Origin of the sequence: Pseudoalteromonas umbrosa (assembly GCF_030125375.1) — a bacterium.
GTDB lineage: Bacteria > Pseudomonadota > Gammaproteobacteria > Enterobacterales > Alteromonadaceae > Pseudoalteromonas > Pseudoalteromonas umbrosa.
Genome location: NZ_JASJUU010000006.1, coordinates 106,924 through 120,249, shown reverse-complemented (window position 1 = coordinate 120,249; position 13,326 = coordinate 106,924). Strand labels below are relative to the sequence as shown.

Here is a 13,326-nt window from a genome sequence, read left to right as displayed (position 1 = left end):
AAATAATAATTCCTGTTACTTACCTACTTTTAATATTGCAAGGAACGCATCTTGCGGTACTTCAACGTTACCTAATTGCTTCATGCGTTTCTTACCTTCTTTTTGCTTTTGTAATAGCTTCTTCTTACGACTCACGTCACCACCGTAACACTTCGCGATTACGTTTTTACGTAACTGCTTAACAGTAGTACGGGCGATAACATGGTTACCAATTGCAGCCTGAATCGCAATATCGAACATCTGCCTTGGAATAAGCTCTCTCAATGCATCAGCAAGTTGACGGCCTCGGCTTTGTGCGTTGTCGCGGTGTACAATGATCGCAAGTGCATCCACTCTATCACCATTAATCAAAATATCACAGCGAACCATGTCAGATACTTGGAAACGCTTGAAGTTGTAATCTAATGATGCAAAACCACGGCTAGTCGATTTCAATTTATCAAAGAAATCCATGACCACTTCAGCCATAGGTAATTCATAAGTCACTGCAACCTGATTACCGTGGTAACTCATCTTAGTTTGTACACCACGTTTCTCAATACACAAGGTAATCACATTACCTAAGTATTCTTGTGGCACTAAGATGTTGGCTTCTACAATCGGCTCTCTGATTTCTAAGATGTCATTAACCGGTGGTAAATCAGACGGGTTATCGATTTGAATAACACCATCTTTGGTTTCAACTTCATAGACCACGGTAGGCGCAGTGGTGATAAGGTCCATGTCATATTCACGCTCTAGACGCTCTTGGATGATTTCCATGTGTAGCATACCTAAGAAGCCACAGCGGAAACCAAAGCCTAGTGCCGTAGAGTTTTCAGGCTCGAAGAACAAAGAAGCGTCATTCAAGCTCAATTTATTCAGTGCATCACGGAAGTTTTCATAATCATCTGAAGAAATTGGGAACATACCTGCATAGACTTGCGGCTTCACTTTCTGGAAGCCCGGCAGTGTTTCTTCTGCTGGCGTTTTTGCAAGGGTTATCGTATCACCAACTGGTGCACCATGAATGTCTTTAATACCGGCGATGATAAAGCCCACTTCACCACTCGTTAGCACACCTGTCTCGGTTTGCTTAGGCGTGAAAATACCAATTTTATCTACGATATGAACTTGATCCGTAGACATAATTTTGATTTTTTCACCTTTACGTAGTTGGCCATGCTTAATACGTACAAGTGATACAACCCCTTGGTAAGGGTCAAACCATGAGTCAATGATCAGCGCTTGTAATGGCTTATTCACATCGCCTTCAGGTGGTGGGATTTCCTTTACAATCTCTTCAAGAACGGCATCGATACCAATACCGGTCTTCGCACTACACTGCACAGCTTCTAGCGCATCAATACCTACAATTTCTTCGATTTCTTCTGCAACGCGCAGAGGGTCGGCCTGAGGTAAATCAATCTTATTCAGAATTGGAACGACTTCTAAGTCCATTTCAATTGCTGTGTAACAGTTAGCAAGCGTCTGTGCCTCTACACCTTGACCTGCATCGACAACTAATAATGCACCTTCACAGGCAGCCAAAGAACGTGATACTTCATAGGTGAAGTCAACGTGTCCTGGTGTGTCGATAAAGTTTAACTGATAGGTTTCGCCATCTTGTGCTGTATAGTTCAAGGTAACACTTTGCGCTTTAATCGTAATACCGCGCTCACGCTCGAGTTCCATTGAATCCAGTACTTGCTGCTGCATTTCGCGGTCTGACAAGCCACCGCATACCTGGATTAAGCGGTCCGAAAGTGTCGATTTTCCATGATCTATATGGGCTATAATTGAAAAGTTACGGATATGCTTCATATACTGGATTCTAAACTTCTGTTATTCACAAATAGAGATTAAACGCCGATTTTACAATTTATTTGACTTAATCACCATCTATTTGCGTGACTGGAAGGCTAATTGGATAAATTTTTATCACTTTCACCTCATGTTTAAGGGTTTGTCCCTTAATTTTCGCTATCCAAAACCCAAAAATCGCAAAACCAGCTGCAAACCCGATTTGGCCGAGTTCCGAAAGTGAGAATATCAGTAGCGCACTAAACATACCTATAAATGCCATGATCAATGGCAACAGATAAATCCAAAGCGCATGCTGGACAACTTTGCTGTCATCGAGTGCGAGCTTTACTTTCTGCCCAACACGCAGTTTTTGAGAGATGGAAATGGGAAATGCTTTTTTATGGGTACCAAAAAGCTTACTAAATACTTGAGAGCCGCACTTACCATTGCAGCCCTCACAGGCGGGTTTTTGTTCTGAGATAAGCCAAGCAGTGTTCCCTTTAAGCTCAGACACGGTAAGTGTTTGCTCAATCATAGGGAACGCTTTACTGATTCCGCAATAGACTTGGCGGTTTCTACAGGCACTTTACCAACAACAGAGACATCAAATGCACCTGCATTGTGAACATATACTGTCGTTGCACCTGAAGTCAGCGCCCCACTTGCACGTTGACCGGTCAATGGTCTCTGCACAAACACAGATACTTCCACTAATCCATCAGAATACAGAAAATAGTCTGCTAGCTCATTATTCAAGTTTAATTTATGTCTGTCTGATTTAAGTAACTTAAAGCCATTCGGTAACCAGCCAATCTGCCAATTATTCTGGAGCTTGGAGTGTCCATCATCTGCTATGGCTGAGACAGGGACCGGTAATGTTTTGCTTTTCAACTCTAGCAACTGACCAGCAGGTTTTTCAGTCACTGAAATATGCGTCAATTGTAACTGCTCAAGCACTTCTGCACGCTGGTTTACGTATGCTGCTTTAAGTAACAACGCAGATTGTAAATCAACCCAGAGCCAATAGTTATACTTACTTTCATCTTTGGCGACTAATCGAACAAGCTGAGCCGGTCGCCCTGCAATACGCTCTTTACCACCTAATACAAAATCATAACTTGCGTCAAGCGCACTGATGTCACGCAACAATGCCTCAGGGATAGGCCCGTCAATCACATCTGTGCTTAGTGAATATGGTTCAGTTTGTGGCTCAAAATAAGTAACCACATCATCGACTCTGACAACCTCAAGCCCTGCACCATTTAACAAGGTCAAAATTTCTAAATCAGTTTGTTCTACCTGACCATGCAACCATCTATATGGTTCCATGCCTTTACCTTTGACAACAACAAACGATGCATCAAAGTTTCGCTCTTGTACAGCCAAAGACATATCTTTAAGTAACTGCCTTGGGCTTATATTTTCATTGGCGTATACCTGAGTAGCCAGCAACATACTCAGTACAACCGAGAGCCATTTAATCAAGGTTTAATTTTCCTCTTGTTTATCCTTTTCAGCTTGGTTGGTATTTTTTGATAAAGCATGCGCCATTCTTGACTGACGTTGATGCTCTAATACCAAAGCGCCTATTCGTTGCTTTTGCAGCTCTCTCACGCCTCGTTCAGCAGACTGCATTGCAGGCTCAGAAGACAAGCTTACCGGTGCAACAGTGCCCGTTAGTGGAATAGATTGTAACACAGGGGCCTGTGCATCAATGCTGTTTTGTGGCATAAAATTATTCACACCAACTACAGTACATAAAGCAACGCTAGCCGCAATGGCAACTTGGGACAACGGACGACGCCAAAACGACATCTGTACGACATTACTCTCGTGCTTCTGCTGCTGTGAAGTCGTTTTTTCTTCAGTCATATTGTAAACAGGTTCATCAGCAATCGCAGCTGCAACACTTGCTGTAATATCTATGCAAGGCGCTGCCTGTTCTTTTTGTCTCATTACATCACCGATCAGTGCGTAACGAGCAAACTTTTCTGCGTCTAGCTGAGCTTGGTTCCCTAAATTGAGTTCACGCTCTGCATCTAATATCTCAGACGTCATTTGCTCATTGTTTACATCAAACTTTGACTGCGTCATTTAATCTTTACCTATGAGTGGGTTAATATTTTTATCTATGGCTTCACGTGCCCTAAAAATTCGTGACCTGACTGTACCGACAGGACACTCCATTACCACAGCGATTTCTTCATAACTCATTCCTTCGATTTCCCTTAAAGTAATCGCTGTTTTCAAGTCATCGGGCAACTCTTCTATTGTTTTAAAGATAACCGCTTTAATTTCATCACTTAAAAGTAAGCTTTCCGGTGACGCATTAGATCTTAATTGATCAGCACCATCATAAGCTTCGGCTTCTTCAGCATCGATATCACTAGCGGGTGCTTTACGACCCTGTGATACCAAATAATTCTTAGAACAATTCACCGCAATTCTGTATAACCAAGTATAAAACGCGCTGTCGCCACGAAAATTAGGTAATGCCCTATACGCTTTGATAAAGGCTTCTTGAGCCACATCAGCTACGTCACCTGAGTTAGACACATAACGAGATATCAACGCTGCCACCTTATTTTGATATTTGGCAACCAGAAGGTTAAAAGCGTTTTTATCTCCTTGCTGAACTTTTCTAACTAGTTCTAAATCCAAATCCTGCTCGTTCATTCGAGCCGGTACTCCTCTTTGTTATTACTTATATTCGCGCAGTGTTGCCATCATTTTACAGCTAGTCTGACTGTACCATGAATAAAAAGTTCTGTTTTTTTAATATTTTTTTTAAAATACTTCGTATTACTTCGTCTCAGACGAGACACAACTACAAATTTTATTTCGTACCTGTGTCCTTTATTGATATATGATAGACGCTATCTTTGTAGTTGTAATAAAACTTTAAAAGCTAAGAACCACTAACATGAAGAAAAAAATGCAGCATCAGACAGATGTGATTATTGTCGGTAGCGGCGCCGCCGGACTCAGCCTTGCTCTTTCTTTGGCAAATCACTGCCAAGTTACTGTCATCAGTAAGGGGGATTTAAAGGAAGGGTCAACATTGTACGCCCAAGGTGGAATCGCTGCAGTATTTGATAAAAAGAACGACAGCATTGAGTCTCATGTAGAAGATACACTCAAAGCAGGTGGTGGATTGTGTGACAGAGAAGCCGTTCACTACACTGCATCCAATGCAAAAAAATGTTTAAAATGGCTCATCGAACAAGGTGTGCCGTTTGACATGGAATTTGATAGCAAAGGAAAAGAACGCTATCACTTAACTAGAGAAGGTGGACATAGTCACAGGCGTATTTTACATGCTGCCGATGCAACGGGAAAAGCTGTACAAACTACGTTAGTCGAGCGCGTACTTGAACACGAAAATATTGCCGTACTGGAGCAATACAATGCTATCGATCTCATTACTAACAAGACTGCTGATAGTAAACGCGTAAACGGTCTATATGTTTACAATCGTAAGCATAACTGCGTTGAGTCTATTGCCGCCAAATATGTTGCTTTGGCAACGGGAGGCGCGAGTAAAGTTTATCTCTATACTTCGAACCCGGACGTTTCGAGTGGAGATGGGATCGCCATGGCATGGCGTGCAGGCTGTAAAGTCGCCAATATGGAATTCAATCAATTTCACCCAACTAGCCTATATCACCCTGAGTTGCAAAACTTTCTGATCACCGAAGCAATGCGTGGTGAAGGCGCTCTTTTAAGACGCCCAGATGGTTCTCGCTTCATGCCTGATTTCGATGAGCGAGAAGAGCTAGCACCAAGAGATGTCGTCGCTCGCGCAATTGATTATGAAATGAAACGCTTAGGTGCAAACTGCGTCTACTTAGATATTTCTCACAAAAACAAAGATTTCATAATCGAACACTTCCCGACCATTTACGCAAAGTGTTTAAGTGTGGGCTTGGATATTACTAAAGAACCAATCCCGGTCGTACCAGCAGCACACTACACCTGTGGTGGTGTCATGACTGATTTTAACGGTAAAACAGATATTGATAATTTATATGCAATCGGTGAGGTTGCATACACGGGGTTACATGGGGCAAATCGCATGGCAAGTAATTCATTACTTGAATGTATTGTCTTTGCCCACGCAGCAGCACAAGACATTCTGTCAAATATTGATATCCAGCCAGAAATCAACACTCTATCACCTTGGGATGAGAGTCAAGTAAGTGATTCTGACGAAGAAGTCGTTATTACCCATAACTGGCATGAGCTAAGACTATTTATGTGGGACTATGTCGGTATCGTGCGCTCAACAAAAAGACTGGAGCGTGCACTAAGGCGTGTAGAACTGCTTCAGCAGGAAATTCACGAGTACTACGCTAATTTCCGTGTCAGCAATAACTTATTGGAGCTACGTAATCTCGTCCAGGTTGCCGAGCTTATTATTCGTAGCGCACTCGCTCGAACAGAAAGCCGCGGTCTTCACTATACTTTGGACTTCCCTGAACAACATGATAAACCAGAACCAACAATTTTAAAGCCTTAGTTTATCGCACTTGCAATGCAATGCGACTTAAATGACACCAACTGTCAGGGTCCATTGCATTGTCAATAAACATCAGCCTACGCTTTTCACCAGTCTCACTATAAAGGTCAAAGGTAACTATCGATGCATATTTTTGTGCGTTTCTTATCACACCTTCAAAAATAACCTCATTATATGAAAGCTGTACCCAAGCATCTTGCTCTATTAGTATTAAATCACCCGATACAGGCATAATTTGGGCTGTGTGCTTTAAAGAAAATAAATACCCAACGTAGCACAGCGCGCTGATAGACCACCACATGAAGGGAAAGATAAGAAAAAGAATAAAAGCCAATGAAGTGAAGCAGACCACAATTATCTTGTGGTCCAGAATATTGTTTTGAAAAGAGATACTAAACGCGGACTCTATCAAGGATAAATTTCACCATATTTTCAAGGTCAGGGTGAGGACACTTTTCATGGCCCATAAACCACGCAAACAAATCTGGGTCTTCGACCTCTAATAAGCGTTGAAAGACAAGTTTGTCCGCATCACTTAACTGATCATAAGCTTCGTCAACAAACGGCTCAAGCAATACATCTAACTCTAACATGCCACGGCGACAAGCCCACTTAATGCGGGGTTTTGGATACAATTGCTCCATATTGCTCAACTACCTCTTATTTTGCATATAAACATCTCGTGAGGCAGTATAACCGATACTAACTAATCAGGAAAATGAGTTCGTACTTCTATTGCGCTAGCGCAAAACCAACTGCACTGTATAACCCATAATCATTGTTAAGAATTATTGTCATTTGATCTTGCTTTTACCTATCTCAGCACCCATTTATCAGGTAACATTATCTAAATTATTTACTCAGGATCAGCTTGATGGCCACAGTATACAAACTCCCTCTTCGCTTGCTTTCAGTATCCGGGCAAGACAAACTTAGTTACCTACACGGGCAAGTTACCCAAGATATTAACCTAGTCCAAGAAAATAATTTTTTATGGACAGGTCACTGTAGCCCAAAGGGTAAGCTATGGGCAGCACTGCGTGTCTTTCGCCTTGACGATGCTTTTTGCTTACTAGGCTCAGAGCCTGAAGCCGAGGTTGCCTGCCGTGAGCTAGGTAAGTATGGTGTATTTGCCAAAGTAGATATCAAGTTAACTGAACACCTGTGCTTCGGTGTGCTAGCAGATGCCTATGATGAAGTATGTCAGGCACTTAACCTACAGTTCGAAGCAGATAACAATGCATGTCAATTTGCGTCAGGTAAAGCGCTAAAACTAGATGATAGTAGCCTTATATTAATTTTTGATAAAATTGAATCTTTACCTGAGTTGTTCAACATCGAGCAAGATGCAAGTGCCTTTCAAATTCGCGATATTTTGGCAGGAGAGCCACAATTAGGCGAGCGTGGTATCGATGAGTTCGTTCCACAGATGATCAATCTGCAAGCTTTAAATGGTATCAGCTTTAAGAAGGGCTGCTATACTGGTCAAGAGACAGTAGCGCGAATGCGTTATCTGGGCAAAAATAAACGTGCTATGTTCATTGTTCAAGGTCAATCTGACACGCAACTTGATGCTACAGATCTTGAAATGCAATTAGAAGAAAATAACTGGCGTAGAGCAGGTAAAGTCATTCATCAAGCATATGACTCGAAAACTAAAACATATTATGCACTCGCAGTCTTACCAAACGACTTAGAAGATTCAGCAATATTGAGGCCTAAAGACAACGACTCAGTATCGCTAAACATCAAGGCATTGCCTTACTCTATAGAAGATAATTAACGGAAATACTATGAAAATTGCTCAAAATGCAGTGGTAAAAATGCATTATGCTGTTTTGGATGATGACCAAAACACCATTGACAATACGTTTGACGAAGAGCCTCTTGAATTTATCATTGGCACAGGCTTTTTAATTGAAGGGCTAGAGAACGCCCTCATCGATAAGCAAGCCGGTGACAAAATTAGTGTGACTGTGCAGCCTGAAGAAGGCTACGGTGAGCGCAATGACAATTTAACCCAAGCTGTACCTAAGAGTATGTTTGAGGGCATAGAAGTTGAAGTTGGCATGCAATTCCGTGCAACAACAGATGAAGGTGAGCAGGCGGTTATCGTCATAGGTGTTGAAGACGATGAAGTGATCGTCGATGGCAACCACCCACTTTCAGGTCTTACACTGCATTTTGACGTAGAAATACTAGATGTGCGTGAAGCTACAGCCGATGAGCTAGCACATGGTCATGTGCACGGTACTGGCGGTTGTGGCCACGACCATTAAAAAAAGCGCCTATTCGGCGCTTTCTTCTTGCTTTACTTTTTCTTTCATTGCAGCAAGTAAACCAGCTTGATCTGACGTCCCTAATCGGTACTTTGTCCCATCAACCATGCTTACTTCTACAGCTTTAAAACCAGAAACGCTATAAACCCAACCGTCATGGGAAATTCGTATTCCAACCCCATGTCGAAAAGAGTTGGTAACCGCACGTACTTCCTCGATATCATCAAACAAAATCGTTTTCTTTGCGACTTTTGGCCCGAACCACCAGCTAAGTTGCTGATTCTTTGTATCAACTTTAATAGTTAAACCATAAAATGCGACAGCAACTAGTAACAAAATCACACCAAATGAAATAACACCGACATTTGCGCCGAGCAAAACTAACCCAATTACAACAAAAATACCTAGCCAAGCTAGAATTCCCCAAATAGCCCATGCGAGCTGTGTCTTTTGATACATATTGCCTCAATTAAAACTATACACAAAGGTCACACCAAACTCGGTGTCTACTTTACTTTTATCTTCTTCAGGGTCTGAATTATACCGATAAGTATAAGACACTTTAAGTGACAACCCTTCAATCACTTGGCTAATCAAGGATGTTTCAGAAAAACTTCGATTACCGAGACCAGAAACAGATCTTTCATAGCTAAAGTCTTGATTAAAGCGAGTTCGCTTCGAAATATTTCGCTCCCACTGCAAAGAAGCACGTAAAAGATACCCTTTTTCAGTTCTTTTTTCGTGAGGCATTAACTCTGTTTCATCATCAACGCGATAAACTAAAACACCTGGCCCAACATGAAAATCAACCGTGTTTTTCCGCCCCTCGAAAATACGATTTCCATAACCAACTACAAAGGTACTAGTATATTTTCTGCCGTTGAATTCATCAGCTTCGTAGTCTCCATAAAGAAAAAAAGACTCGTTATCTATACCAAATTTATAACTAGTTTGCGCCGAAATAAAGTATCTCGATGCCGTCTCATCCTTAATGCCCGTTTCAGTATCTGTTTCATCAGCGTAATGGCTATCAATCTTAAACTGATTTCGCCAATATCGAAAATCTTGGTAAAGATTCCCTTTTAACTTAAATGAGGAGTTGTCGGTATTACCACTATTGGAAATAAACCCAAACTCTACATCTCCGTATAAAAATTCACCTTTATGTAACTCATGGATTTCTTCTTCTGACAGCTCACCATATTCATGGAAGTCTTCAAATGGATCAACCGCATAGACCTGCATACTGCACAATGCAGAAATAAAAAGGAATAACTTCACACTTCTCACTACACAATTAACTCTTTACGATTGCTTCCAAACAACATGACAAAATGGTGCATCTAAATCTCTGCTTATCAGGACTTTAGCAAATACTTCATCACCATCATCAAATTCAATACCGATTATCACTTGCACAAAATGCGCTTTCTCAGCTTCTTGTTCAAATGCGACAATGTTTTGCCAACTGTCATCAACATCAGCCTCTTCGATAAAGCCAAATTCTTCTCTGTGCTCATTAAATAAATCAATATCTTCTTGTGACAAATTATCTGGCGCCAACTCAAGAAAAATATCGTATGCCTGATGTGTTACCTCTTCTACACTGCTTAATCTGACCGTCATGTCCTCACCCCTTACTAAATAAGCACTTTAATCATATCAAAACCTCTATTTTTTTTTCTACATAGATAGGGTGTAATAAATGAATTTAACGCCAAATAACCACTTTCCAAACCATATTTTGGACTTAACCTGTCAAATACCTCAACAACTACACTTGCTTGTACCCATAAAACAAATAACTGGAAGTGTTAGTTTTTTTACTCTAGTCTTTACCAAAAAGAAAAATAATAAAACCTCGGAGCCTTTATGGTGCACTATGAAGTTACTAATGACATAGCTTGGGTCACACTACAGCGTCCAGAAAAGCAAAACGCGCTGTCTTTTGAAATGTTTAAGCAGCTAGATAAGATCATAAAAGTAATCCGCTCAGACCATAGTATTAGAGCCGTTTTTCTTCAGGGAGAAGGTGAACACTTTTGCGCTGGGCTCGATGTCAAAAGTGTGACTAAGCGCCCAATGCAAATCTTAAAGCTTTTAGCCAAAATACTCCCAGGAAACCAAAATTTAGTACAACGCATTGTGCTTGGCTGGCGAACACTGCCTATTCCCGTATATGCAATTTTACAGGGAAATTGTTTAGGTGGTGGACTACATATAGCACTCGGCGCTGACTTTAGAATTGCTAAATCAAATACCCAAGTTGCCATTATGGAATCAAGGTGGGGGCTTTGCCCCGACATGGGTACGAGCATCATTATCCCATCCTATATACGCCAAGATAATGCTTTACTCCTTGCTATGAACGCTGAACGTATAAACGCACAACGTGCACAAGAACTAGGTATTATCACAACTATCACTGATGAACCGAAAAAATATGTTGAGCAACAAGTCGATGCGCTACGTCATCACTCACCCGATGCATTAGCAGCAATCAAGCTACTTTATAATCAAGCCTATCAGCAGCCCTCACGTAAATTATTATGGTTAGAAACCTGGTATCAAATTAAATTGTTAAGTTCAAAAAACACTCGTATCGCCATGAAAAATGGTGTAAAAAATAGTGACACTCAACCTTATCAGAAGCGTACGAGATGGAAGTAATCTCAGCTTGCTTATTAACTTGTCAATAAAACGCCGTGCAACTATTTAACGCTCTTTTCTCTATGCTCTGTATCGTGGTTTGCCTTTACAGTGCCAAACTGCTCGTCGCACTCACTGCTCTGAATATTCCAGCGCCTTTAGTGGGATTAGTGATGCTCTTTATTTTGCTGCATTGGCGTATTATCAAGCCACAGAGACTCGCACATACCAGCCAATTTTTGATTAAATACTTGCCACTATTTTTTATTCCCGTCGGTGTTGGATTTATCAGTGATTTAAATACAATAACGGACAACTTACTTCTAATAGGCTTACTGCTAACACTATTACCCTGCCTAGTATTAATCCTTGTTGGTAAGCTCGCGTCAAAAGGAAAGTATCGTGATTAGTATGCTTGTTTGTTTATTTACAATTTTACTTTTCATCATAGCGAGAAAAATACACCTTACTTGGCCCAGCCCACTATTAAACCCAGTATTAATCTGTATTGCATTAATTAGTGTGTTACTGCTCATTTCTGGGGGCAGTTACGACAATTACTTTCAGGCGAGTATGCCAATTGACTGGTTTTTAGAACCCGCAGTCGTCGCGCTTGCCTATCCGCTCTATCAGCAATATGCCTATATTAAACCCGTTTTCATGCTGCTGCTCGTATGTACCTTCGCGGGGATTTCGTGTTCAACGGTTATCGCGTATACGCTGTGTACTCTTTTCAATGCAAACGACGTATTGATGAGCACCATGATGGCACTGTCTGTGACCACCCCTATCACCCTACTGATCACAGAATCTTTAGGTGGAATGCCAAGTGTCGCTGCAGCCATGGTCATTTTAATCGGTGTGTTTGGTGGTGTATTTGGCATGCACATCCTAACACGACTAAAAATCACTCAGCCACAGGCCAAAGGGATTGCATTGGGTGTAAGCTGCCACGCCATTGGGACTGCCGCCGCTATGGAACATCACCCTTTAGCTGGGGCATTTGCATCAGCAGCCATGATTTTAAGCGCACTTATCAGTGCGTTTTGGGTTCCTGTATTATTTACTATACTCAATCACCTGAACACTTAGTTAACTCACTCTATAGATCAAGGAGCAACGCTTGATAGAGCAAGAAATCGCCCAGTTTGAAAAGTACTACGATATGATCCGCACATACTTGCTCACTTACAGTATGCAATTACTTGCGGCTATTTTGATATTAATTTTTGGTTTATGGCTTGCCAAAAAGTTGGCTGGTGCAACGCATACGTTGATGGCACGACATGATATCGACATCACCCTAACAAACTTTGTCGCTAACGTCGTCAAGGTCATTGTAGTGACCATGTTCATCATCATTGCCTTAGGTAAAATCGGCATAAGCGTAACGCCGTTTGTCGCAGCCATAGGTGCCGCTTCACTTGGTGCAGGCCTTGCAGTGCAAGGTATGTTATCAAATTATGGCGCTGGACTTGCACTCATAGCAACACGCCCCTTTGTTGTGGGAGATACAATCTCCATTAAGGGCGTCAGCGGGCAAGTGAAGTCAATTGAGCTTGGTCATACTATTTTAATCAATGAACAAAAAGTCGAAATCACCGTACCAAATAAACATATTATTGGTGAAGTGCTGCACAATTCATTCAACTATTCACATGTCGAAGGTCAAATTGGTATCGCTTATAGCGCCTCAGCCGACGCCGCCATTTCGGTGATCGAGAATATCCTCAGCAATTATGAGGGAGTGGCAACAGATCCCGCGCCACAAGTGGGCATTGAAGGCTTTGCTGACAGTGCAGTTACCATCAGCTATCGCTATTGGACACCAACTATTTCTCTGATTGAAAACAAGCTCAACGTTAATTTAGCGATTTACCAAGGCATCAAGGATGCCCAAATCGAAATCCCATTCCCTCAGCGTGTTGTCACTGTTAAATCAAGCGCAGCAAAGTTCGACTGAGCTTGAAGACAGTCAGTGGCACGTGCCACTGACTCACTGCGTTTGCGTACATCGCCAAAATAAAAAAGCCATTGATTAACCCTTAACATAGCTCTATGCTGGATACGTTTTGTTCACAAAACATACAACAT

17 protein-coding genes are annotated in these 13,326 nt (G+C 41.6%); 7 read left to right on the top strand and 10 right to left on the bottom strand.

The window, feature by feature from the left end:
* Positions 1 to 15 precede the first annotated feature (15 nt).
* The 5 genes from lepA to rpoE all read right to left on the bottom strand — a co-directional run bounded on the left by lepA (position 16) and on the right by rpoE (position 4,461).
* Positions 16 to 1,803, bottom strand: coding sequence for a translation elongation factor 4 (gene lepA, locus QNM16_RS18935; RefSeq protein ID WP_039608712.1), 1,788 nt, complete (start codon positions 1,801 to 1,803; stop codon positions 16 to 18).
* 67 nt (positions 1,804 to 1,870) lie between these two features.
* Complete coding sequence (locus QNM16_RS18930) at positions 1,871 to 2,320, bottom strand: SoxR reducing system RseC family protein (RefSeq protein ID WP_284021908.1); 450 nt, start codon at positions 2,318 to 2,320, stop codon at positions 1,871 to 1,873.
* Positions 2,317 to 3,240, bottom strand: coding sequence for a MucB/RseB C-terminal domain-containing protein (locus QNM16_RS18925; RefSeq protein ID WP_417710288.1), 924 nt, complete (start codon positions 3,238 to 3,240; stop codon positions 2,317 to 2,319). The genes QNM16_RS18930 and QNM16_RS18925 overlap by 4 nt, the downstream gene beginning before the upstream one ends.
* Before the next feature lie 33 nt (positions 3,241 to 3,273).
* The gene (locus tag QNM16_RS18920) at positions 3,274 to 3,879 is read right to left on the bottom strand and encodes a sigma-E factor negative regulatory protein (RefSeq protein ID WP_284021907.1); all 606 of its coding nucleotides are present in this window, start codon (positions 3,877 to 3,879) and stop codon (positions 3,274 to 3,276) included.
* Complete coding sequence (gene rpoE / locus QNM16_RS18915) at positions 3,880 to 4,461, bottom strand: RNA polymerase sigma factor RpoE (protein WP_284021906.1); 582 nt, start codon at positions 4,459 to 4,461, stop codon at positions 3,880 to 3,882.
* Between the two features lie 247 nt (positions 4,462 to 4,708).
* Here rpoE and nadB point away from each other — a divergent pair, with 247 nt between their 5' ends.
* On the top strand, positions 4,709 to 6,304 hold the full coding sequence (gene nadB, locus QNM16_RS18910) for an L-aspartate oxidase (protein ID WP_284021905.1): 1,596 nt from the start codon (positions 4,709 to 4,711) through the stop codon (positions 6,302 to 6,304).
* A 1-nt stretch (position 6,305) separates the two neighbouring features.
* Here nadB and QNM16_RS18905 read toward each other — a convergent pair whose 3' ends face one another.
* On the bottom strand, positions 6,306 to 6,605 hold the full coding sequence (locus tag QNM16_RS18905) for a hypothetical protein (RefSeq protein ID WP_284021904.1): 300 nt from the start codon (positions 6,603 to 6,605) through the stop codon (positions 6,306 to 6,308).
* Positions 6,606 to 6,696: 91 nt separating this feature from the next.
* A complete protein-coding gene (locus tag QNM16_RS18900) occupies positions 6,697 to 6,948 on the bottom strand; it encodes an FAD assembly factor SdhE (RefSeq protein ID WP_063360688.1) in 252 nt (83 codons plus the stop codon).
* A 230-nt stretch (positions 6,949 to 7,178) separates the two neighbouring features.
* Here QNM16_RS18900 and ygfZ point away from each other — a divergent pair, with 230 nt between their 5' ends.
* Positions 7,179 to 8,087: a CAF17-like 4Fe-4S cluster assembly/insertion protein YgfZ gene (ygfZ, locus tag QNM16_RS18895; protein WP_284021903.1), complete on the top strand. Its 909-nt coding sequence runs from the start codon at positions 7,179 to 7,181 to the stop codon at positions 8,085 to 8,087.
* Between the two features lie 10 nt (positions 8,088 to 8,097).
* A complete protein-coding gene (locus QNM16_RS18890; RefSeq protein ID WP_284021902.1) occupies positions 8,098 to 8,583 on the top strand; it encodes an FKBP-type peptidyl-prolyl cis-trans isomerase in 486 nt (161 codons plus the stop codon).
* A gap of 9 nt (positions 8,584 to 8,592) precedes the next feature.
* On the opposite strand, the gene QNM16_RS18885 is transcribed toward QNM16_RS18890, so the two are convergent.
* Genes QNM16_RS18885 through QNM16_RS18875 form a run of 3 tightly spaced genes read right to left on the bottom strand, consistent with a single transcriptional unit; the run spans position 8,593 to position 10,209 of the window.
* The gene (locus QNM16_RS18885) at positions 8,593 to 9,042 is read right to left on the bottom strand and encodes a hypothetical protein (protein ID WP_284021901.1); all 450 of its coding nucleotides are present in this window, start codon (positions 9,040 to 9,042) and stop codon (positions 8,593 to 8,595) included.
* A gap of 6 nt (positions 9,043 to 9,048) precedes the next feature.
* Entirely contained in the window at positions 9,049 to 9,828 is a 780-nt protein-coding gene (locus QNM16_RS18880; RefSeq protein WP_284021996.1) for a DUF481 domain-containing protein, read from the bottom strand.
* A gap of 60 nt (positions 9,829 to 9,888) precedes the next feature.
* Positions 9,889 to 10,209 carry a DUF440 family protein gene (locus QNM16_RS18875; RefSeq protein ID WP_284021900.1) on the bottom strand — a complete coding sequence of 107 codons (321 nt, stop codon included), beginning with the start codon at positions 10,207 to 10,209 and terminating at the stop codon, positions 9,889 to 9,891.
* Between the two features lie 246 nt (positions 10,210 to 10,455).
* On the opposite strand from QNM16_RS18875, the gene QNM16_RS18870 reads away from it, so the two are divergent.
* The 4 genes from QNM16_RS18870 to QNM16_RS18855 are packed head-to-tail and all read left to right on the top strand — an operon-like array spanning position 10,456 to position 13,195.
* Positions 10,456 to 11,253: a crotonase/enoyl-CoA hydratase family protein gene (locus tag QNM16_RS18870; RefSeq protein ID WP_284021899.1), complete on the top strand. Its 798-nt coding sequence runs from the start codon at positions 10,456 to 10,458 to the stop codon at positions 11,251 to 11,253.
* 35 nt (positions 11,254 to 11,288) lie between these two features.
* Entirely contained in the window at positions 11,289 to 11,642 is a 354-nt protein-coding gene (locus QNM16_RS18865; protein ID WP_284021898.1) for a CidA/LrgA family protein, read from the top strand.
* Between the two features lies 1 nt (position 11,643).
* Positions 11,644 to 12,324, top strand: coding sequence for an LrgB family protein (locus tag QNM16_RS18860; protein WP_284021995.1), 681 nt, complete (start codon positions 11,644 to 11,646; stop codon positions 12,322 to 12,324).
* A gap of 31 nt (positions 12,325 to 12,355) precedes the next feature.
* Positions 12,356 to 13,195, top strand: coding sequence for a mechanosensitive ion channel family protein (locus QNM16_RS18855; RefSeq protein ID WP_284021897.1), 840 nt, complete (start codon positions 12,356 to 12,358; stop codon positions 13,193 to 13,195).
* Positions 13,196 to 13,326 lie beyond the last annotated feature (131 nt).

Excerpts from the sequence above, each read along its gene's own strand:
- lepA (WP_039608712.1), bottom strand. The coding sequence starts at position 1,803 with ATGAAGCATATCCGTAACTTTTCAATTATAGCCCATATAGATCATGGA.
- QNM16_RS18930 (WP_284021908.1), bottom strand. The coding sequence starts at position 2,320 with ATGATTGAGCAAACACTTACCGTGTCTGAGCTTAAAGGGAACACTGCT.
- QNM16_RS18925 (WP_417710288.1), bottom strand. The coding sequence starts at position 3,240 with ATGTTGCTGGCTACTCAGGTATACGCCAATGAAAATATAAGCCCAAGG.
- QNM16_RS18920 (WP_284021907.1), bottom strand. The coding sequence starts at position 3,879 with ATGACGCAGTCAAAGTTTGATGTAAACAATGAGCAAATGACGTCTGAG.
- rpoE (WP_284021906.1), bottom strand. The coding sequence starts at position 4,461 with ATGAACGAGCAGGATTTGGATTTAGAACTAGTTAGAAAAGTTCAGCAA.
- nadB (WP_284021905.1), top strand. The coding sequence starts at position 4,709 with ATGAAGAAAAAAATGCAGCATCAGACAGATGTGATTATTGTCGGTAGC.
- QNM16_RS18905 (WP_284021904.1), bottom strand. The coding sequence starts at position 6,605 with ATGTGGTGGTCTATCAGCGCGCTGTGCTACGTTGGGTATTTATTTTCT.
- QNM16_RS18900 (WP_063360688.1), bottom strand. The coding sequence starts at position 6,948 with ATGGAGCAATTGTATCCAAAACCCCGCATTAAGTGGGCTTGTCGCCGT.
- ygfZ (WP_284021903.1), top strand. The coding sequence starts at position 7,179 with ATGGCCACAGTATACAAACTCCCTCTTCGCTTGCTTTCAGTATCCGGG.
- QNM16_RS18890 (WP_284021902.1), top strand. The coding sequence starts at position 8,098 with ATGAAAATTGCTCAAAATGCAGTGGTAAAAATGCATTATGCTGTTTTG.
- QNM16_RS18885 (WP_284021901.1), bottom strand. The coding sequence starts at position 9,042 with ATGTATCAAAAGACACAGCTCGCATGGGCTATTTGGGGAATTCTAGCT.
- QNM16_RS18880 (WP_284021996.1), bottom strand. The coding sequence starts at position 9,828 with ATGCAGGTCTATGCGGTTGATCCATTTGAAGACTTCCATGAATATGGT.
- QNM16_RS18875 (WP_284021900.1), bottom strand. The coding sequence starts at position 10,209 with ATGACGGTCAGATTAAGCAGTGTAGAAGAGGTAACACATCAGGCATAC.
- QNM16_RS18870 (WP_284021899.1), top strand. The coding sequence starts at position 10,456 with ATGGTGCACTATGAAGTTACTAATGACATAGCTTGGGTCACACTACAG.
- QNM16_RS18860 (WP_284021995.1), top strand. The coding sequence starts at position 11,644 with ATGCTTGTTTGTTTATTTACAATTTTACTTTTCATCATAGCGAGAAAA.